Source organism: Ralstonia sp. OTU4908, from assembly GCF_038440115.1.
Lineage (GTDB): Bacteria > Pseudomonadota > Gammaproteobacteria > Burkholderiales > Burkholderiaceae > Ralstonia > Ralstonia pickettii.
Window position 1 is genome coordinate 1 of record NZ_JASATD010000036.1, and the last position, 19,478, is coordinate 19,478.

Annotated in this window: 14 protein-coding genes; 6 read left to right on the forward strand and 8 right to left on the reverse strand. The window is 66.3% G+C overall.

All coding sequences use genetic code 11. From position 1 onward, the window contains the following. The 3 genes from AAHM38_RS21115 to AAHM38_RS21125 form a co-directional block, all read left to right on the forward strand. A partial coding sequence (locus AAHM38_RS21115; RefSeq protein WP_342234316.1) for a methyl-accepting chemotaxis protein occupies nucleotides 1-711 on the forward strand: 711 nt, incomplete at its 5' end. Nucleotides 712-829: 118 nt separating this feature from the next. Next, nucleotides 830-2,173, forward strand: coding sequence for a hypothetical protein (locus tag AAHM38_RS21120; protein WP_012762935.1), 1,344 nt, complete (start codon nucleotides 830-832; stop codon nucleotides 2,171-2,173). Between the two features lie 108 nt (nucleotides 2,174-2,281). Next, on the forward strand, nucleotides 2,282-3,181 hold the full coding sequence (locus AAHM38_RS21125) for an EamA family transporter (RefSeq protein ID WP_103519494.1): 900 nt from the start codon (nucleotides 2,282-2,284) through the stop codon (nucleotides 3,179-3,181). Here the strand turns inward: AAHM38_RS21125 and AAHM38_RS21130 are convergent. The 3 genes from AAHM38_RS21130 to AAHM38_RS21140 form a co-directional block, all read right to left on the reverse strand. Then, a complete protein-coding gene (locus AAHM38_RS21130; protein WP_012762937.1) occupies nucleotides 3,178-4,260 on the reverse strand; it encodes a M14 family metallopeptidase in 1,083 nt (360 codons plus the stop codon). The genes AAHM38_RS21125 and AAHM38_RS21130 overlap by 4 nt on opposite strands. Before the next feature lie 164 nt (nucleotides 4,261-4,424). Next, nucleotides 4,425-5,633 carry a ribonucleotide-diphosphate reductase subunit beta gene (locus tag AAHM38_RS21135; protein WP_009241567.1) on the reverse strand — a complete coding sequence of 403 codons (1,209 nt, stop codon included), beginning with the start codon at nucleotides 5,631-5,633 and terminating at the stop codon, nucleotides 4,425-4,427. A gap of 116 nt (nucleotides 5,634-5,749) precedes the next feature. Then, on the reverse strand, nucleotides 5,750-8,734 hold the full coding sequence (locus AAHM38_RS21140; protein ID WP_012762938.1) for a ribonucleoside-diphosphate reductase subunit alpha: 2,985 nt from the start codon (nucleotides 8,732-8,734) through the stop codon (nucleotides 5,750-5,752). A gap of 652 nt (nucleotides 8,735-9,386) precedes the next feature. On the opposite strand from AAHM38_RS21140, the gene AAHM38_RS21145 reads away from it, so the two are divergent. Genes AAHM38_RS21145 through AAHM38_RS21155 form a run of 3 tightly spaced genes read left to right on the forward strand, consistent with a single transcriptional unit; the run spans nucleotide 9,387 to nucleotide 13,844 of the window. Further along, nucleotides 9,387-11,417: an alkaline phosphatase family protein gene (locus AAHM38_RS21145; protein WP_012762939.1), complete on the forward strand. Its 2,031-nt coding sequence runs from the start codon at nucleotides 9,387-9,389 to the stop codon at nucleotides 11,415-11,417. Between the two features lie 30 nt (nucleotides 11,418-11,447). Then, nucleotides 11,448-11,648, forward strand: coding sequence for a hypothetical protein (locus AAHM38_RS21150; protein ID WP_012762940.1), 201 nt, complete (start codon nucleotides 11,448-11,450; stop codon nucleotides 11,646-11,648). A 36-nt stretch (nucleotides 11,649-11,684) separates the two neighbouring features. Beyond that, nucleotides 11,685-13,844, forward strand: coding sequence for a phosphocholine-specific phospholipase C (locus AAHM38_RS21155; RefSeq protein ID WP_012762941.1), 2,160 nt, complete (start codon nucleotides 11,685-11,687; stop codon nucleotides 13,842-13,844). A gap of 72 nt (nucleotides 13,845-13,916) precedes the next feature. Here AAHM38_RS21155 and ampD read toward each other — a convergent pair whose 3' ends face one another. From ampD to AAHM38_RS21180, 5 genes are read right to left on the reverse strand one after another with little or no spacing between them, the layout of a single operon-like run. Beyond that, complete coding sequence (ampD, locus tag AAHM38_RS21160; protein WP_012762942.1) at nucleotides 13,917-14,513, reverse strand: 1,6-anhydro-N-acetylmuramyl-L-alanine amidase AmpD; 597 nt, start codon at nucleotides 14,511-14,513, stop codon at nucleotides 13,917-13,919. Next, entirely contained in the window at nucleotides 14,506-16,134 is a 1,629-nt protein-coding gene (locus AAHM38_RS21165) for a sigma-54-dependent transcriptional regulator (RefSeq protein ID WP_012762943.1), read from the reverse strand. Before AAHM38_RS21165 ends, ampD begins: the two co-directional genes overlap by 8 nt. Nucleotides 16,135-16,173: 39 nt before the next feature. Further along, a complete protein-coding gene (locus AAHM38_RS21170; protein WP_012762944.1) occupies nucleotides 16,174-18,213 on the reverse strand; it encodes an ATP-binding protein in 2,040 nt (679 codons plus the stop codon). Beyond that, on the reverse strand, nucleotides 18,210-18,476 hold the full coding sequence (locus AAHM38_RS21175; protein ID WP_012762945.1) for a hypothetical protein: 267 nt from the start codon (nucleotides 18,474-18,476) through the stop codon (nucleotides 18,210-18,212). The genes AAHM38_RS21170 and AAHM38_RS21175 overlap by 4 nt, the downstream gene beginning before the upstream one ends. Before the next feature lie 45 nt (nucleotides 18,477-18,521). Beyond that, nucleotides 18,522-19,430 (reverse strand): cytochrome C assembly family protein, encoded by a 909-nt coding sequence (locus AAHM38_RS21180; RefSeq protein WP_012762946.1) that lies wholly within the window; start codon nucleotides 19,428-19,430, stop codon nucleotides 18,522-18,524. Nucleotides 19,431-19,478 lie beyond the last annotated feature (48 nt).

Below are 19,478 nucleotides of genomic sequence, written 5' to 3' on the forward strand. Positions count from 1 at the left end.
CAGATCGCCGCCGGCAACGCCGACCTGTCGCAACGCACGGAAGAGCAGGCTTCGTCGCTGGAAGAAACCGCGTCGAGCATGGAAGAGCTGACGAGCATCGTGCGTCAGAACGCCGACAACGCGCGCCAGGCCAGCACGCTGGCCGTCAACGCGTCGGACATCGCAGCCAAGGGCGGCGAGGTGGTCGGCCGCGTGATCGACACCATGGCCGGCATCAACGAAAGCAGCAAGAAGATCGCGGACATCATCGGCGTGATTGAAGGCATCGCCTTTCAGACGAACATCCTGGCGCTGAACGCGGCGGTCGAGGCCGCGCGCGCCGGCGAACAGGGCCGCGGCTTTGCCGTTGTTGCCGGCGAGGTGCGCAACCTGGCGCAGCGCTCGGCCGGGGCGGCCAAGGAGATCAAGGAACTCATCGGCGATTCGGTCGGCCGCGTGGAAAACGGCACCACGTTGGTGGCCGAAGCGGGCAACGTGATTGACGAGGTGGTGGTCGCGGTCAAACGCGTGACGGACATCATGGGCGAGATCAGCTCGGCCTCCGAAGAACAAAGCGCCGGCATCGAGCAGGTCAACCAGGCCGTGAACCAGATGGACGAGGTGACGCAGCAGAACGCCGCACTGGTCGAGCAAGCGGCCGCCGCTGCGCTGTCGCTGGAAGAACAGGCGCAGGTGCTGCGCGACGCGGTAGCGTCGTTCCGTACCGCCTGATCGCCGAGATTTCATGCGCTATTCCCCAACGATGGGAGGGGCGCCGCGCCGTTCTCTGGTGTGTCGCATGGTGCTATGCTGCGCGCCAGAGAGTTGACAAAACAAAGTTGGAATAGCCATGCCCGAGCGCAACCGGCCGCCATTGAGGGGCCTTTTTGGCGCGATTGCCGGGTCGACCACCAGCGCCTATGCCGCAGCAGGAGACACTGCCGGCGACGCCCATGAGCCGATGTCCGGCGGCCGCCCCAGTGCGGTGCGCGATGTCGCCGCACAAGATCTGGCCAGCGACACCGCGCTGTGGCGCTTTGCGCTGGCCGCAGAGCACGGTGGCCGAGCGCCCCACCCCGACGCCACGTTGCGCGACGATCTGTCCGTCCTGCGCATCCTGCGCCACGCTGATGGCCTGCGCCTGCTCAGGCAAGGATTGCGCAGTGCGTTCCCGGGTTCGGCCCTGCGCCTGACCACCTTCTGGCCCGAAGAACAGCCGCACGCGTACCCGGCTCGCACGGAAGCCCGCCCAGCGGAATTCGGCGATCTGCTCGTGCTGCTGCGCCTGCGCGGCGCGGTGCCCACGCTCGATTGCCGCGCGCTGTTTCTCACCAGCCGCCGCATCGAACAGCCCGACGATGCGCTCGACAAGCACCATGCGCTGCCGCAGATCAACCTGTATGAAGGCTGGCCAGACTTCAACGTCTATGCGCGTTCGCCGATCAAGTCGCGCAACGCAACCTTCCTGGGCAGGTTCGACCTGTCGGCTGAGCTGGACCCGCTGCGCCGCGTTGGCCGCGACCAGCGACAGTGGCGCTACCTGACGCCCTGCACGGGCCTGCAGCAGTACGCGCAATGGCCGGGCGCCAGGCCGGCCTCGCCGCTGCAATGGCGCTGGCCTTCCGGCCCGCAAGCCGGCGGCGCGCGGCCCAGCTCCGGTTCGTTCACCGGCCTGCTGCGCCAGCTCGCCCGCCCGGAAGGCCCCGGCGAGGACTGCTCCGCCGGCACCGACGTGCCTACGTGGGGCCGCCTCATCAACAAGCTGCTCGACCACAGCTGGGAAGTCGCCCCGAGCCACGCGCTCAAGAGCGGCAATATCAGCTCGCTGGCGTTCTGGACGCGGCTGCGCGGCTTCCTGACGGCGGAATACCTGCTCGGCTCGCATTCGTTGCAGAAGGGCTTTGGCGCGTCGTTGCAGTTCGAGATGGCCAACGGCCTGCAGGACATCGCCCGGGACGACTGGACGGCCACCACCGGCTTCGACCCCGAAGACCTCGACGTGCCCGGCGTGCGCGGCACGCTGCAGCGTATTGCGGCGTCCAAGCTGGCCGTCTTCGGCATGAGCGCCGAAGATCCGGCACCGCTCGCTGCACCGCGCCCGCAGCGTGGCGTGACCCCGCGCCCCGACGGCGAACGCGAAGGCCAGCGCGTGCTGCTGATCGACGTGATCCGCCCCAGCGCTGCCGCCCTGTAAGTTCGTCAATTCGATAAAAAGCGACGCCCACGCCGCCGAGAACGCAACGATTTCTCGGCGGTGCGCGGCTATGCTGTGGCGTTCTCTGCCGCGCCTCCGCTGTCGCTCATGTCTTCCGCCGCCTCCGCCGCTTCCACCGCTTCCACAACGACGACCTCCCCCTGGATGCCCATCCTCGCGCTGATGGGCTCGATGGCCTCCGTGTGCCTCGGCAACTCGTTTGCCAAGACGCTGTTTCCGGTGCTGGGCGCCGCGGGCACGGTCACGTATCGGGTGACCATCGGCGCGGTGATCCTGCTGGCGTTCTGGCGGCCGTGGCGCCTGCACCTGAGCCGCGCAGATGCCGGCCGCATCGCACTGTACGGCGTCACGCTGGCGAGCATGAACCTGCTGTTCTACCTGTCGCTGCAGCGGTTGCCGATCGGCATCGCGATCGCCATCGAGTTCACGGGGCCGCTGGTGCTGGCCGTGCTGCTGTCGCGCCGCGCGCTGGATTTCGTGTGGATCGGGCTGGCGGTGGCTGGCTTGCTGATGCTGACGGTGGCCGACAAGTCGGTCGGGCAGGTCGACCACCTGGGCGCTGTGTATGCGCTGGCCGCCGGCGTGTGCTGGGCGCTCTACATCCTGACGGGCAAGAACCTCGGTGGCTTGCATGCGGGCCAGGCGACGTCGATCGGCATGGTGGTCGGTGCGCTGTTTGCGATTCCATTTGGCGTGGCGCAGGCGGGGTCGGCGTTGCTCGCACCTTCGCTCATTCTGGCGGGACTCGGGATCGGGCTGCTGTCGAGTGCGATTCCGTATTCGCTCGAGATGGTGGCGCTCAAGCATCTGCCGGGCAAGACGTTCTCCGTGCTGCTGAGCCTCGAGCCCGCCATCGGCGCCCTGGCCGGGGGGATCGTGCTGCAGGAGCAACTGACCGGGCGCCAGTGGGTGGCGATCCTGGCCATCATCGCTGCGTCGGCGGGGTGCGCGCTGACGGTGCGGGCTCCCAAACCCGTCCAAAGCTAGCCGGAACACCGCGCCACGGCTTGCAATACAGCCATGCGCGTCTGCGCGTAGACCATTCCCTTCCATTCCGGCACGTCGCAATAGAAGGCATCGCGTAGCGCTTGGCGGATGCCAGCCTGCTGCGCGGCGCCCTGCTCCGGATGGCGATGCAGCCAATGGTCGGCCCGCAGCGCCTGCAGCACCACCAGCGGCGCGAGCGTGCCGAACTCCAGCGTGACGCAGGTCTTTTCGATGCCGGGCAGCAGTTCGTAGGCGACACCCACGAGATCGCCCTTGACCACCGAAGAGACCGAACCGGCGGCGGCAATCGGCCGGACATCGGCGCCCCACGTGCGCATGGCGCGCTCCAGTTCGGCAGGATCGGGGCTGTTGAAGATCTTCTCACCGTGGCCGTAGTGACCGAGCCCGGTATGCAGGTCGATCCACACCAGGCGCGACATGCCGGCCGCATGCCGCGACACGATCCCGCGCATCTGCAGCGTGCTCCAGCACGGCGCGCTGCCGCCGTAGAACATGCCGTCCGGCACGCGGTACTGGCCGCTCGTGGCGGCGTCTTGCAGGGCTTTCTCGCCGCGGGTGACCATGTAGTGCTGCAACGCGGCCTGGTCCGCCTGGCTGGGCGGCCACGTGTGCGGCAGCAGGAGCGGATCGACTTCGAGGTAGGCCGGATTGGCGGATGCGGCCTCCGCAAAGTCGACGCTGTTGCGGTTCAGGTCAACGTTGTCTTCATTCACGCGCCGCAGGTGCGCAAATCCGTACGGGTTGACCGCGTGCACCAGCAGCAGCGCTACGTCGGCGCCTGCCAGCCGCGCGAACAGTTCGTCGTCTTGCAGCAAACCGGTCTGGCAACCGGAGCCGCAGAACCCCTCCACGCCATGGACGCCCGAGGTGACGATCAGCAGCGCTTCAGCCTGCGCGGGCGCAAGCAGTGCGGTGTCGATGGAAAGCTGCTCGCCGGATGGCCCGACCGCATCCGGATGCAGATGGCGCTCGATGCGGAGCCCCCGGGCCTGCGCAGCAGCGAGGAACTTGCCGCGGGCTTCATCGTAGGTCTGCGAGAAGAAGGCTTCGACCGTCATGGCGGGAATCCGGGGCAGTGATTGCCGCAGCCTGCCATGTCTGACAGGCGCGGCGCAATCGCACGCACGTGAATCGACCGCCCCAAATGCAAACAGGCGACGCGTGGTGCGTCGCCTGTCTACGTTGATGCCGGGTCGAACGAGCGTCGAGCGGCTAGCTCAGATCACTCCCAGGACAGCGCGCCGCCGGTCTGGTACTCGATCACGCGCGTCTCGAAGAAGTTGCGTTCCTTCTTCAGGTCGATCATCTCGCTCATCCACGGGAACGGGTTTTCCTCGTTCGGGAACAGCGCGTCGAGGCCGATCTGCTGGCAGCGACGGTTGCAGATGAAGCGCAGGTAGCCCTTGAACATCGGCGCGTTCAGGCCCAGCACGCCGCGCGGCATGGTGTCTTCTGCGTAGCGGTACTCTAGGTCGACAGCCTTCTTGAACAGCTCCGTGATCTCGGCCTTGAACTCGGCCGTCCACAGGTGCGGGTTCTCCAGCTTGATCTGGTTGATCAGGTCGATACCGAAATTGCAGTGCAGCGACTCGTCGCGCAGGATGTACTGGTACTGCTCGGCGGCGCCGGTCATCTTGTTCTGACGGCCCATCGCCAGGATCTGCGTGAAGCCGACGTAGAAGAACAGGCCTTCCATGATGCAGGCGAAGACGATGAGCGACTTCAGCAGCTTCTGGTCGTTCTCAGGCGTGCCGGTCTTGAACGACGGATCGGTCAGCGTGTCGATGAACGGGATCAGGAACTCGTCCTTGTCGCGGATCGACTGCACTTCGTGGTACGCGTTGAAGATCTCGGCCTCGTTCAGGCCCAGCGATTCAACGATGTACTGGTACGCGTGCGTGTGGATCGCCTCTTCGAACGCCTGGCGCAGCAGGTACTGACGGCATTCCGGCGCGGTGATCTGGCGGTACGTGCCGAGCACGATGTTGTTGGCGGCCAGCGAGTCGGCCGTCACGAAAAAGCCCAGGTTGCGCTTGATGATGCGGCGCTCGTCTTCGGTCAGACCGTTCGGGTCTTTCCACAAGGCGATGTCGCGCGACATGTTGATTTCCTGCGGCATCCAGTGGTTAGCGCAGCCGGCCAGGTACTTTTCCCAGGCCCACTTGTACTTGAACGGCACCAACTGGTTGACGTCGGTCGCGCCGTTGATGACGCGCTTGTCGGCGGCATTTACGCGGCGGTTGTTCTGTGCGGCAGCGGCGTTCGGATTGTTGCCGAGGATGCCCGTGCCGGCGGCCTGCGTGGCCGACGGGGGCAGCACGCCACCCTGGTCGGCGGTGGCCGTTTGCAGTTGCGGCTGCGGTTGATACACCGGCTGCGGTGCAGCCGAAGGTTGTGCGGCAGGTTTGACGTCGTCGTCCCAGCTCAGCATATGTGTTTCTCCTGATTCTTTGCTCGTCGCTCCCGCTCTTTCGGAGCGCGAGTCCAGTGTCGTGCAGATCCGGGCGCCCCAGCTTGCGCGGGAGCAACCTCAGACACTGTTTTGACTTATTGGCAGGCTTCGCATTCCTCGAAACCGGGGTCGCCCGGGCGCATCGTGCACACGGCGCCTTCGGCTTCCGGCATGGCCTGGGCGGTGGCAGCAGCGGCGTCCAGTGCGCTGGTCGGCGCGGCTGAAGTCACGCCGGACGCACCTGCAGCCGACACACCACCCACATCGCTACCCGACGACACCGCATTCAGCGTGCCGCGCGACACGGTCGACTTCTCGACGTGCGTGGCGCCGATCGTGCGCAGGTAATACGTGGTCTTCAGGCCACGCAACCACGCCAGCTTGTACGTGTCGTCCAGCTTCTTGCCCGATGCGCCGGCCATGTAGATGTTCAGCGACTGGGCCTGATCGATCCACTTCTGGCGACGCGATGCCGCTTCCACCAGCCATTGCGGTTCCACTTCGAAGGCCGTGGCGTACAGGTCGCGCAGGTCTTGCGGGATGCGGTCGATGCGGGCCAGCGAGCCGTCGAAGTACTTCAGGTCGGCGACCATCACTTCGTCCCACAGGCCGCGTGCCTTCAGGTCGCGCACCAGGTAGTCGTTGACCACCGTAAATTCGCCCGACAGGTTCGACTTGACGTACAGGTTCTGGTACGTCGGCTCGATACAGGCCGACACGCCGATGATGTTGGAGATCGTTGCCGTCGGGGCGATCGCCACGCAGTTCGAGTTGCGCATGCCGTACTGCTTGATGCGGCCGCGCAGGCTGTCCCAGTCCATCGTCGACGACATGTCGGCTTCCAGGTAGCCGCCGCGCTCTTCGGCCAGCAGCTTGAGCGAGTCTTGCGGCAGGATGCCGCGATCCCACAGCGAGCCCTTGTAGCTGCTGTAGCGGCCGCGCTCTTCAGCAAGCTCGGTCGACGCCCAGTAGGCGTAGTAGCACACGGCTTCCATCGAGGTGTCGGCAAACTGCACCGCTGCCTCGCTGGCGTACGGCACGCGCAGTACGTGCAGCGCGTCCTGGAAGCCCATGATGCCCATGCCGACCGGACGGTGGCGCAGGTTCGAATCACGCGCCTTCTTGACGGCGTAGTAGTTGATGTCGATGACGTTGTCGAGCATGCGCATGGCCGTGCGCACGGTCTTCTTCAGTTTCTCGTGATCGAGCACCACGCTGCCGTCGGCCTGCTTGACCAGGTGGGCAACCAGGTTGACCGAACCCAGGTTGCACACGGCGATTTCGCTGTCGTTGGTGTTCAGCGTGATTTCCGTGCACAGGTTGGAGCTGTGCACCACGCCCACGTGCTGCTGCGGGCTGCGGATGTTGCACGGATCCTTGAACGTGATCCACGGGTGGCCGGTTTCGAACAGCATGCCCAGCATCTTGCGCCACAGTTGCAGCGCCGGCATCTTCTTGAAGAGCTTGATCTCGCCGCGCGCGACCTTGTCTTCGTAGGCCAGGTAGGCCTGTTCGAATGCCTTGCCGACCTTGTCGTGCAGGTCCGGGCAGGTGGACGGCGAGAACAGCGTCCACTCGCCACCTTCCATCACGCGCTTCATGAACAGGTCCGGAATCCAGTTGGCCGTGTTCATGTCGTGCGTGCGACGGCGGTCGTCGCCCGTGTTCTTGCGCAGCTCCAGGAATTCTTCGATGTCCAGGTGCCACGTTTCCAGGTACGCGCAGACGGCGCCCTTGCGCTTGCCGCCCTGGTTCACGGCCACGGCCGTGTCGTTGACCACCTTCAGGAACGGCACCACGCCTTGGCTCTTGCCGTTCGTACCCTTGATGTGCGAGCCAAGTGCGCGCACGTTGGTCCAGTCGTTGCCCAGGCCGCCGGCAAACTTCGACAGCAACGCGTTTTCCTTCAGCGCTTCGTAAATGCCGTCCAGATCGTCCGACACGGTGGTCAGGTAGCACGACGACAGTTGCGAGCGGCGCGTGCCCGAGTTGAACAGCGTCGGCGTGCTCGACATGAAGTCGAACGACGACAGCAGCTGGTAGAACTCGATGGCGCGGGCTTCGCGGTCGATTTCGTTCAGCGCCAGGCCCATCGCCACACGCATGAAGAATGCCTGCGGCATCTCGATGCGGGTTTCGTTGATGTGCAGGAAGTAGCGGTCGTACAGCGTCTGCAGGCCGAGGTAGTTGAACTGGAAGTCGCGCGAGGCGTCCAGCGCCGCGCCCAGGCGGGCCAGGTCGAACTGGGCCAGCTTGTCGTCCAGCAGCTCGGCGTTGATGCCGCGCTTGATGAACTGCGGGAAGTAGTCGACGTAGCGCGTGCTCATTTCGGCTTGCGTGACTTCTTCGCCGAGGATTTCGCGGCGGATCGTGTGCAGCAGGATGCGCGCCGTGACCTGGCTGTACGCCGGGTCCTTTTCGATCAGGGTACGCGAGGCCAGGATGGCCGAGTCGTACACCTGCGTCATCGGCACGCCTTCATACAGGTTCTTGACCGTTTCCTTGAGGATCGGCTCCGGGTCCACCGCGTCGCCCAGGCCTTCGCAGGCCGAGACGATCACGTTGCGCAGCGCCACCATGTCCAGCGGGCGGCTGATGCCGCCGTCGGTCACGTTCAGGCCGATGAAGGCCGGTTGCTGCTGGGTTTCACCGGCTTGCGCGCGCTCCTGGGCGCGGCGCTCGCGGTACAGCACGTAGGCGCGGGCCACGTCGTGCTCGCCCGAGCGCATCAGGGCCAGTTCCACCTGATCCTGCACGTCTTCGATATGGAACGTGCCGCCGTTCGGGCGGCTGCGCAGCAGTGCGCGCACGACGTTCTGCGTTTGTTGGTCGACCAGCTCGCGCACACGCGCGGAAGCAGCACCCTGCCCGCCATTCACGGCGAGGAAAGCCTTGGTCATGGCCACGGCGATCTTCGAAGGCTCGAAGCTCACCACGGCGCCGTTGCGGCGAATGATCTTGTAGTCGGCAAGATTGACGCCGGAAGCGGTGCCGGGGGCCACGGCCGTGCCGCCAGCGCTTTGCGCAAATTGCGAAGGATTGGCGGTGCCGGAGTGGATTTCGGATTGGGCCGTCTGCATGTGGACTCCTGTTGAACCGTTCGTTTTATTGGCTCGCCGCTGGGTGGAAGACCCTTGGCGCACCCTTGCGCCATGCGGAGAAATGAGACGGAAAAGACCCTTGCCTTTTCTCAGCTCCCAAGCGTCGGCTTGACCTGCCGTACGCCCGCCCCCCGCGTGGCGCCGAAATAAGAATCCCGGGAGGCCACCACTATATGTAGTGTGTTACCCCGGGATTGGCCCTAAGTATAGTGGATCGATCAAACAAGACCAGTCTTGACAGATGGCGGCGAAGGGGGGTTTTCTCAACCCAAATGCAGTGCCGCAAACCCGCCACCCCAGGCAGCACAACGGGTCGGCGGCACTGACGTGCGGCGTCGCAATGACCGTCTCTTCAGAATAATTCTTTCTATCGACGCCGCAAGTTCAATAGACGTCACCTCATCTGCGGTAGGGGTATGTGTGCGGCGCACTGCACTGGTGCAGGCGTACTGCGGGCCGTGCCGACTTCGACCTTCCCCTCGCTCAAGAAATCCGAATAACGGCATCAGCATTCTTGCCGCGGCTGTCACCTGAGCGACAGGCCCCAACCCTACGCTTCGGTCGCATTGCAGGGAGCGCAATCACGGCGGCGACACACCGAGCGCCGCGCACAACGACCGAGGAAATCGACATGGCTTGGAATCACCCCGCCCGGCGCCTGCTGAGGGCCGCGCTGAGCACGACCGTGGCAGCGACGCTGGCGACCACATTGACCGCATGCGGCGGGGGCGACAGCGGCCCCGTCGCCAACCAGGGCAGCACGGACGCGCCCTCCGCCAGCGCCAGCAAGAAGGTGCTGATGGTCGGCGTGGACGGCGCCACCTATGCGCAGGTACAGAGTGCGCTCTTGCAGCACAGCCTGCCGAACCTGGGCGCGCTGGCGGTGATGCCGGCATCGACCGGCGGCACGCTCGGCACCACCACCGCCCAGCCACCGCTGGACACACCCAGCTGGGCCACCGTGCTGACCGGCGCCTGGCAAAACCGCCACGGCGTGACCGACGACACCGTCACCACCCTGGCCGCCCCAAGCGTGTTCAGCTACGCGCGCAGCGCCGCCAAGGCTGCCGGCACCACGCAACGGCTGGGCGCCGCCGTCAGCTCGGCCGCGCTGCCGGCGCTGCTCAAGGCGGATCAGCAAGCCGGCAATCTCGACACGCTGGTCGACTGCGCCCAGGTGGACACCTGCGTGACGCAGAACAGCGTGAAGCTCGTGCAGTCCGGCTACGACGTCGTCTTCGCGCAATACACCGCGCCGGCCGCCGCCGCGCTGGCCTCGGGCCTGCAAAGCGATGCGTACACCGCTGCGCTGGCCAACGTCGACCAGGCGCTCGGCACGCTGCAGGCCGCCATCGCCCGGCGCCGCACCGCCAACCCGAACGAAGACTGGCTTGTCGTCGTCACCACCAGCCACGGGCTGGACGGCACAGGCGCCACCACGTCGGCGCCGACGCTGGAAAACCGCACCGCCTTCATCGCCCTGAACAAGCCGGTCAACGGCGTGCTCGGCAAGACCGGCATGGCGGCGCCCACGTCGGAAGCCACGCTGGCCGCGCTGCCGAGCGAGGCCGACATCGTGCCGACCGTCCTGGCGCAACTGAACGCCGCCGTACCGGCTACGGCGCATCAGCTCGACGGTGCAGCGCTCACGGCCAGTGCCGTCGGCGTGCGCAACATCCAGAGCACGGTCGGCGCGTACAACGCCTCGCTGGTGCTGAACTGGCAGAACCCGACCCCAGCCAGCGGCCCGATCACCGTGCTGCGCGACGGCAAGCCGGTCGCCACGCTGCCCGCCACGGCCACGCAGTACACCGACAGCAACATCGCTGCCGCCAGCGGCATTTACCGCATCAACTACACGCTGGTGCGCAACAACGTGCCGGTGTCGATGCTTGCGCAGATCGCCTACGTTGTGCCGACGCCGCTGGCCACCTCGCTCACCACCGGCCTGGCGGCGTATTACAGCTTCGATCCACTGCCCCCGACCGACCGTAAAGCGAATTCGACGATCGGCCCGTGGGTGGCCGGCACCGACGGCGGCTCTGCTGCGGCCGACCCGTTTGGCGGCACGGCCCTGTCGGTCGATTCGCGCATCGACGCCTACAAGCTCACGCAGAACGGCGCAGACATCGCACTGAGCCCGCAATTCACCATCGGTTTCTGGTTCAGGTCGGATTGCACACAGGGCAACGGCACCGGCGAGCCCATCCTCGCCAATAAGGACTACTACTCCGGCGCCAATGCGGGCATCGCCATCGGATTGTGGGGCGGCTGCGAAGTGCGCTTCAACCTCGGCAGCGGCGGCAAGCGCGACGACATCCAGGGCATGAAGTTCAGCGCCAACCAGTGGGCGTATCTCGCCCTCTCGGTCGACACGCAGGCCAAGCGCTTCAGCGCCTACATCCTCGATCCGGTACTGGGCGTGCAGAAGGTGGAAGACAAGGCCATCGCCAATACCGACGTCACCAAGCTGGGCGGCCTGGCCACCAAGGTCTGGGGCCTGAACGACGACGCCACGCACAACTACGTGCCCAACAACCCGGGCTCGCTCAAGGGCGTGATGGCCTACGACGACCTCGCCATGTGGACGCGCCGGCTGACGCTGGATGAACTCAAGACGATCAACGGCTCGCACCAGCCGCTGTCGTCGCTGAACCCCTGACCCCCTCCCCCAACCCGAACGAGACCGCTCATGAAGCCTTGCATCCACCCTCTCGCACGGCCGCACCGGCTGGCCGCCGTGCTGCTGTGCGCCGTCACCTTGTCGCTGTCGGCCTGCGGCGGCGATTCGAACGACGGCACGCCCGGCACCGGTACCGGCCCTGGCACCGCCCAGCCCGATCAACCCGGCCAGCCGCCGGCCAACAAGCCGACCCTGCACTGCGCTCCGTAACGCGCGGCTTCCCTTCGACTTGCGCTTGAGACCGACATGACTTCCGACACGAACCACGCCAACAACGGCAGCCGCCGCAACTTCCTCAAGATGGCCAGCACGGGCGCGATTTCCGCTGCTGCGCTCGCCGCGTTCCCGCCATCGATCCGCCGTGCGCTGGCGATTCCCGCCAACAACGCCACCGGCACGATGCGCGACGTTGAACACGTGGTGATCCTGATGCAGGAGAACCGCTCGTTCGACAACTACTTCGGCACGCTGCAAGGTGTGCGCGGCTTCGGCGACCGCTTCCCCATTCCGCTGGCCGGTGGCCTGAACGTCTGGCAGCAGACCTACGTGCCAAGCAGCGGGCCGAGCCGCACGGTGCTGCCGTATTACCTCGACAGCAGCGCCGGCAACGCGCAGCGCGTGTCTGGCACGCCGCACAGCTACCCCGATGCGCAGAACGCGTGGGACCTGGGCCGCATGAGCAAGTGGCCGACCTACAAGCAGACGCAGTCGATGGGCTATTACAAGCAGGCCGAGCTGGACTTCCAGTTCGCGCTAGCCAACGCCTTCACGCTGTGCGATGCGTACCACTGCTCGTTCCACGGCGGCACCAACACCAACCGCCTGTTCCACTGGACGGGCACGAACGACCCGACGGGCGCCGCAGGCGGCCCGGTCATCGACAACAGCGGCGACCATCTCGACGCCGGCGTCACGTACAACTGGAAGACCTATCCCGAGCGCCTGCAGGCCGCCGGTGTGTCGTGGAAGGTCTACCAGAACATGCCGGACAACTTCACCGACAACCCGCTCGCCGGGTTCAAGGCCTACCGCGATGCCAACGCCGCGCGCGGCAACCTGGCCGACGGCAGCCCGTTCCCGCCGTACACGCCGGCCGACGAAACCGTCAGCCCGCTCATCAAGGGCGTCGGCAACACCATGCCCGACGGCGGCTTCCTGCAGGCGTTGAAAGACGACATCGCCGCCGGCCAGCTGCCGCAGGTCTCGTGGATCGTCGCACCGGCCACGTATTCCGAGCACCCTGGCCCGTCGAGCCCCGTGCAGGGCGCGTGGTACACGCAGGAAGTGCTCAACGCGCTCACCGCCAACCCTGCCGTGTGGAGCAAGACCGTGCTGTTCATCAACTTCGATGAAAACGACGGATTCTTCGATCACGTACCGCCGCCCGCGGCGCCTGCCTATGACAACGGCGTGCTGGCCGGCAAATCGACCATCAGCACGGCCGGCGAGTATCACAGCGACAAGAATCCGTACGGACCCGGACCGCGCGTGCCGATGTACGTCGTCTCGCCGTGGAGCCGGGGTGGCTGGGTCAACTCGCAAGCGTTCGATCACACCTCGGTGCTGCGCTTCCTGGAGCTGCGCTTCAACGTCAAGGAGGCGAACATCAGCGCGTATCGCCGCGCGGTGCTGGGCGACCTGACCAGCGCCTTCAACTTCGTCAACCCGAACACCGAAACGCTGCCCACGCTGCCCAGCCGCGACAAGGCAACGGCCGACTCGATCCGCACGGCGCAAGGCTTGAAGCCGCAGGTGCCGCTGCCCGCCGTCTCGGCGCAGCAGATGCCGAAACAAGCCACCGGCACCCGCCCTTCGCGCGCCCTGCCGTACGAACTGCACGTCAGCGCGCGCGAAGACGCCACCAACCGCGCGCTGCGCCTGATCTTCAGCAACACCGGCACGGCGGCCGCTGTCTTCCACGTGTACGACCGCCTGCATCTGGACCGCGTGCCGCGCCGCTATGCGGTCGAGCCCGGCAAGATGCTCGACGACACCTGGGACGTGTTCACCGCCGACAAGGGTAAATACGACCTGTGGGTGCTCGGGCCCAACGGCTTTCACCGCGCCTTCTCGGGCGACGTGAGCGCCGTGTCGGCAGCGGGTTCGAGCGCGCCGGAAATTCGCGTGTGCTACGACGTAACCAGCGCCGAGGTCTACGTGACGATGATGAACACCGGCACCGCCGGCTGCACGTTCACCGTCAAGCCGAACGCCTACCGCAATGACGGCCCGTGGACGTTCGACATTCCGGCCGGCAAGCAGCTCGACCAGCACTGGCCGATCGCGCGCCAGGGCAACTGGTACGACTTCACGGTGACGGTGCCGCAAGGCGGCTTCACGCGGCGTTTTGCCGGTCGCATGGAAACGGGCAAGGACGGCGTGTCCGACCCGGCGATGGGCACGTGAGGTAGGGCTCTGAAGTAGAAAGATCAGCAGGGAAAACGCGGGCGGCCTCGCAACGGGCCGCCCGTTTTCATTTCAGAGCGCGTGCTGATACGGGAACAACGCCGCATTGAATCCGCCCAGCGCACGCAGATGCGCCCAGTCGAAATGCGGTCCGGGGTCCGTTTTGCGGCCCGGGGCAATGTCCGAATGACCGGCGATCGCTGCAATCGGATACGCCGCGCAGATCGCCCGCACAAGCGATGCCGTGGTGGCGTACTGCTCGGGCGTAAAGGGCAGATCGTCCGTGCCCTCGATTTCGATGCCGATGGAGAAATCGTTGCAGCGCGTGCGGCCGAAAAAGTCCGACGCACCGGCATGCCAGGCGCGCGCGTCGCACGACGCAAATTGCACGCATTCGCCCGTGCGGCGGATGAAGAAGTGGGCCGACACGCGCACGCCGCGCAGCTGATCGAAGTACGGATGCGCGTCGCAGTCGAGCGTGTTGGTAAACAAGTCCAGCACGTGATCGGTGCCGAAGTCCACCGCGGATTGCGCAGGCGGCAGGCTGATGTTGTGCAGCACGATCAGGTCGATCGGCATGCCCTCGGGCCGCGCGTCGATATTCGGCGACGGATGCCGACGTCCGCCATCGACCCATCCGTCGGCTCCGATATGCAACCGCTCAGGCATCGCCGTTCAGCCCATTTCCGGCCGGTTCGCCGACGCTGCCCGGCGACGCTTCAATGTCTCGCGGGTCACGAATGCCAAGTTGCTGCATGCGATAGCGCAACTGACGGAATGACAGCCCAAGCAACTTGGCCGCTGCGGTGCGGTTGAAACCCGTCTGGTCCAGCGCGGCAAGGATCACGTTGCGCTCGACCGACTCCAGGTAGGCCGGCAGATCGATCGGCAGCGCAACGTTCGGCAGGGTGGGTTCAGCCGGCCGCGCAACCGGTGCCGGCTCGGACGGTGCCAGCGGTTGCGGCATCCCCATCGGGCTTGGCACGGGGGCCGGCATGTAGACAGCATCAGGCCAGCCCGCCATTGGCGACGGCGCCAACGCGTGATTGCCTGCCGCAGCGGCCTGCTGCGCCTCGCGCGTGCGGTGAAACAGCGGCGAGCGCTCGATCTCGGCGCCGAGAGCGCCAAGGTCATCCACGTCGATCGACTCGCCTTCCGCAAACGCGTACGCACGCTCCAGCAGGTTCTCCAGTTCACGCACGTTGCCGGGGAAGGGATATGCGCACAGTTGCTGAAGCGCCGGACGCGTCAGGCGCTTGGGGCGCGGATCGCCGTAGCGGCTGGCGAGTTGTTCGAGCAGCACGCCGGCCAGCACGGGCACGTCTTCGGCCCGCTCGCGCAGCGTGGGCATGCGCAGCTCGAGCACGTTCAGGCGGTAGAACAAGTCTTCGCGGAAACGGCCGGCGGCCACCAGCCGTGCCAGATTCTGGTGGCTCGCACACACGACGCGCACGTCGACGGGATCTTCGCGGCTCTCGCCGATCTTGCGCACGCGGCGCTCCTGCAGCGCGCGCAGCAATTTCACCTGCATCGTGAGCGGCAGGTCGGCCACCTCGTCGAGCATGAGCGTGCCGCCGTTGGCCGCTTGGAAGAAGCCTTGGCGATCGGTGTCGGCGCCGGTAAAAGCGCCCTTTACGTAACCGAAAAACTCGGCTTCCATCAGGTTCTCGGGAATCGCGCCGCAGTTCACTGCCACGAATGGGCGCGCGGCACGCGCCGACAGCGCATGGATGGCGCGGGCCGCACGCTCCTTGCCGCTGCCGGATTCGCCGCTGATCACCACCGGCGCCATGCTGCGCGCCAGGCGCATCAACGAGCGGCGCACTTCCTGCATCGCGGCGGAGTGGCCGGGCAGCAGATCATTGGTGCGTTCGGCCAAGTCGGCATTACCGGGATCGGGATCGCGCTGCTGGCGGCCCAGCGCATTCAGCACGAGGCTGCGAAGCTGGTCGAGCGAGAGCGGTTTGGCGATGTAATCGAACGCGCCCGCCTTAAGCGCTTCGACCGCGTTCTCTGCGCTGCCATAAGCGGTGATGACGGCAACCGGCGTGCGGTCGGCCGTAGCAGACAGCTGACGCACGAGTTCGATGCCCAGGCCATCGCCCAGGCGCATGTCGGTCAGCACCAGTGCAAAGCGCTGCCGGGACAGCGCTTCGCGCGCCTCGGCCAGCCCGCTGGCAAGCACGACGTCGTGCCCCATGCGGCGCAGGGAAATCTCCAGCAGCTCGCGCAGGTCGGCTTCGTCATCGACGACGAGAATGGGTTCGCGAACGATGGCGGCTTTAGGCATGGATCAGCAGAAGATCGGCGGAAATTCACGGCCGGCGGATCATTCCGCGATCGGCCCGGCAGGTTGGTCAAACATCAGGGTGATGACGAAGGCGCGGCGTGGCAAGGTGCCGCGCGCCTCCATGGTCAACGCTCCGGTGCGATCGAGCAAGGATTCCAGTGCGATGGCGCCGTAACGGATCTGCGCATCGTTGGCGCTACACAACTCGCGGGCCATGTAGAGCCCGAGGCCAGTGCCTTGTGCGTCATTCGTGAAGAACGGCTCGAACAGGCTGCGCTGCTGCTCGGTGGGCACCTCGGGGCCGTCGTTCCAGATGACGAGTTCGGCGTGGGCGTCGTCAAGCGCATAGGCGGCCAGTTGGATCGAGCCGGGAACGCGGCGGCAATAACGCAACGCGTTGTCGAGCATGTTGCCCACCACCTGCTGCAACTGCGCCGGGTCGAACAGCACGGGCTTGTCCAGGTCGACCGCCACGCGCACGAGGTTCGGGTTGATCTCGGTGGCTTCGCCTGCGCGGCGCACGGCCTCGGCGCGCCAGCGGTCAACGACCTCCGGCAGCACCTGCGCCAGTTGCACGCGCACGCGTTCGCCGCGCGGGCGGCGCGAAAGCATCAGCACGTCGGCAACCACCTGGTCGAGCCGCCGCACGTTGTCGCGGATGATGCGCAGCAGGCGCGTCTCTACGCCGCCGCTTTCCGGCCGCATGTGTGCGCCGCCCTCCTGGCCATCGCCCGGATCGTCCAGCAGTTCGGCGGCCTGGCTGATCGCCGCCAGCGGATTGCGGATCTGATGCGCGACGCTCGCCACCAGCCGCCCCATCGACGCCAGCTTTTCCTGCTGCGCCTGCTCCGCCACACGCTCCCAGCTTTCCACGTGGACCAGCACGGTGTCGTGCAACTCGTGGCGCAAGAACGCTTCGTCATCCGCCGACCAGCCCTGCGTGATCGCATCGGCCGATGGAATGCGCGGACGCATCTCGCCGCCCTCGCCCGGCAGGCCCAGGCCGATCGAGCTGACCAGGCTGTCCATGTAGACGCTGCGCAGGTTGGCCAGGCTCGGCAGGATGAAGCGCAGGCGCAAGCGGGCGCTCAACATGGCGCCGCCTGCGCGGCCGCCCGCAGCGATGGGCAGCAGGTCGAGGATGCGCGGTGCATCGTCGTCGCCGGTGCCATCGGCGGGGCGGCTCTTGCGGCGCAGCCACTGACGCAGCGTTTCGAGCAGTGGACGCAGGTGCGGCACGTCCTTCAGGTCGAACAACATCGCACCGCTGCCGACAAACGCGCTCTGCGGCACGCCCAGCAGCATGGCTGCGGCCGGGTTGGCGGCAACGACGCGGCCGTCAGCACGCACCAGCATCACGCCGTCCTGCATGTCGTAGACCATCAACCGGTTGACGAGCTGCTGCAGGCGCAACTCGCGCTCGCGGGCTATCGTCAACCGTTCCTGCGCAACCTGACGGTGCGACAGGCCGTACATCATCGACGCGGCCATCATGTAGACCAGGCCGTACAGCCCGGCAGATGCCAGGCCCGGCGCAATCACGCCGTCGTTCAGCATCTGCAGGAACGGATCGGTCAGCACCACGATCGATGCCACTGCCGCCGTGAACAGCGCGAAGAGCAGGCTCGTGAGCGCACCGGCGGCCAGCACCGGCACGAGCAGCACCATTGCCACGCTCGCCGACAGCCGCGAGAGCGTGGCGTACGCCAGCCCCAGAAAGAGCAGATCGAGCACCACATCCAGCCGGACGCGGAATTGGAATCGCGTGCGCCACCAGCCGGCTGCGGCAAGGATGAGCAGGGCCATCGCCAGATACGGCAGCGTCAGGCTGAGCAGCGCTTCGCTATTGGGCAGGCCGGCTGCTTCGTTGTGCTCGCGCGGCACCATCACGAACAGCAACAGCACCAGCGCCACGGCGGCGCGGCTGAAGGCGAAATAGCGCAGCAGCCGCCACTGGAACTCAGGCGGATCAGGCTCCAGCCAGACCGATCGGAGTGCGCGCCAGGCGTTCAGGCGCGAGAGCAAGCTACGGGCGCCGGACGGCGTTGCCCGCGCGGCACCCGACGCTTCGGGCGTCATGCGTTGCCCCGGTCAGCATGCTCGGGGCAGCGATAGCGGCCACCCGCCAGCGCGACCATGCCGGTGCGCGGCGCGTGCACGCCGCACACGGCACATTGCTCGATGGGTTGGGAGGCCTCGGGCTCAGCAGGGCGCTTGGCTGAGCCCTGTCCGCCCGAGGCTGTCTGGCCCTGCCCCGAGGAGCGGGACGAACGCGTCCCCAGGCGGCTCAACCACCACCAGCCGGCGAGCAGCATCAGGATCAGCAGGACGGGACGGGACATGGGGAACTGACAAGGACAAGTAACGGCGCAGGCGCCAGGAACACGCTAGGCGCGATGCAGGATGACTTCGAGCACGAAGCGGCTGCCCACATACGCCAGCATCAGGATCGCGAAGGCCGCCATCACCCAGCGCAGCGCCACGCGTCCGCGCCAGCCGCGAAAACGCCGACCGATCAGAATGCCGCCGAACATCACCCACGACAGCACGGCAAAGATATTCTTGTGATCGAAATGGAAGGCGCTGTGAAACAGCTGCTCGGAGAACAGCACGCCCGAGGCGATCGTCAGCGTCAGCAGAACGAAGCCCGCCCCGATCAGCCGGAACAGCAGTTTTTCGAGCGTGAGCAGCGGCGGGAGCAGATCCAGCCAACGGCCGAACCCGCTTGCCTCCGGGCGGTTGATGGTGTGCAGGCGACGCTCTGCAGCCAGCATGAGGATCGCGTGGAATGCCGCTAGCGTGAACAGCCCGTAGGCGACGTTGGCAATAGCGAAGTGCAGCTTGAACAGGGGGCTGGCCGCATAGCCGAGAATTTGCGTACCCGGAAAGGCCAACGGCAGCAGGCTTCCGACCAGCGCCACCGGCATCACGAGCAGGCCGAGGCCGGCCAGCGAAAAGAAGAGGCTTTCGATCCAGAAAATGCCCACGCCCAGCCACAGCATGGCCGACAACGCATAGGCAAAGCCAAATACCATGGCGCTGGCCGGGAAGATCGTCTCGTGCAGCAGGAACCCGTGCGCGATCAAGGCGGCCAGCAGACCCCAGCGCCACCAGCCCGGAACAGTGTCGGCAGCCCCCGGAGGCGGCGGAACGAGCACCGTGGCACCCGGCGACTGACCGCCTGCCGCCATGGCTCCCGCCGGCGCCCGGGCACCCAGTCCACCGCGTCGCGCCCACGCTACCGAAGCGAGGATGCCGTAGAGAAGCGCCGTCAGCGCATACAGTACAATTGCCATTTGCACAGTTTACCGCAGCGCACCCCAGTTTTGGCTGGGGCCCGCCCC

Excerpts from the sequence above, each read along its gene's own strand:
- AAHM38_RS21120 (WP_012762935.1), top strand. The coding sequence starts at position 830 with ATGCCCGAGCGCAACCGGCCGCCATTGAGGGGCCTTTTTGGCGCGATT.
- AAHM38_RS21125 (WP_103519494.1), top strand. The coding sequence starts at position 2,282 with ATGTCTTCCGCCGCCTCCGCCGCTTCCACCGCTTCCACAACGACGACC.
- AAHM38_RS21130 (WP_012762937.1), bottom strand. The coding sequence starts at position 4,260 with ATGACGGTCGAAGCCTTCTTCTCGCAGACCTACGATGAAGCCCGCGGC.
- AAHM38_RS21135 (WP_009241567.1), bottom strand. The coding sequence starts at position 5,633 with ATGCTGAGCTGGGACGACGACGTCAAACCTGCCGCACAACCTTCGGCT.
- AAHM38_RS21140 (WP_012762938.1), bottom strand. The coding sequence starts at position 8,734 with ATGCAGACGGCCCAATCCGAAATCCACTCCGGCACCGCCAATCCTTCG.
- AAHM38_RS21145 (WP_012762939.1), top strand. The coding sequence starts at position 9,387 with ATGGCTTGGAATCACCCCGCCCGGCGCCTGCTGAGGGCCGCGCTGAGC.
- AAHM38_RS21150 (WP_012762940.1), top strand. The coding sequence starts at position 11,448 with ATGAAGCCTTGCATCCACCCTCTCGCACGGCCGCACCGGCTGGCCGCC.
- AAHM38_RS21155 (WP_012762941.1), top strand. The coding sequence starts at position 11,685 with ATGACTTCCGACACGAACCACGCCAACAACGGCAGCCGCCGCAACTTC.
- ampD (WP_012762942.1), bottom strand. The coding sequence starts at position 14,513 with ATGCCTGAGCGGTTGCATATCGGAGCCGACGGATGGGTCGATGGCGGA.
- AAHM38_RS21165 (WP_012762943.1), bottom strand. The coding sequence starts at position 16,134 with ATGCCTAAAGCCGCCATCGTTCGCGAACCCATTCTCGTCGTCGATGAC.
- AAHM38_RS21170 (WP_012762944.1), bottom strand. The coding sequence starts at position 18,213 with ATGACGCCCGAAGCGTCGGGTGCCGCGCGGGCAACGCCGTCCGGCGCC.
- AAHM38_RS21175 (WP_012762945.1), bottom strand. The coding sequence starts at position 18,476 with ATGTCCCGTCCCGTCCTGCTGATCCTGATGCTGCTCGCCGGCTGGTGG.
- AAHM38_RS21180 (WP_012762946.1), bottom strand. The coding sequence starts at position 19,430 with ATGGCAATTGTACTGTATGCGCTGACGGCGCTTCTCTACGGCATCCTC.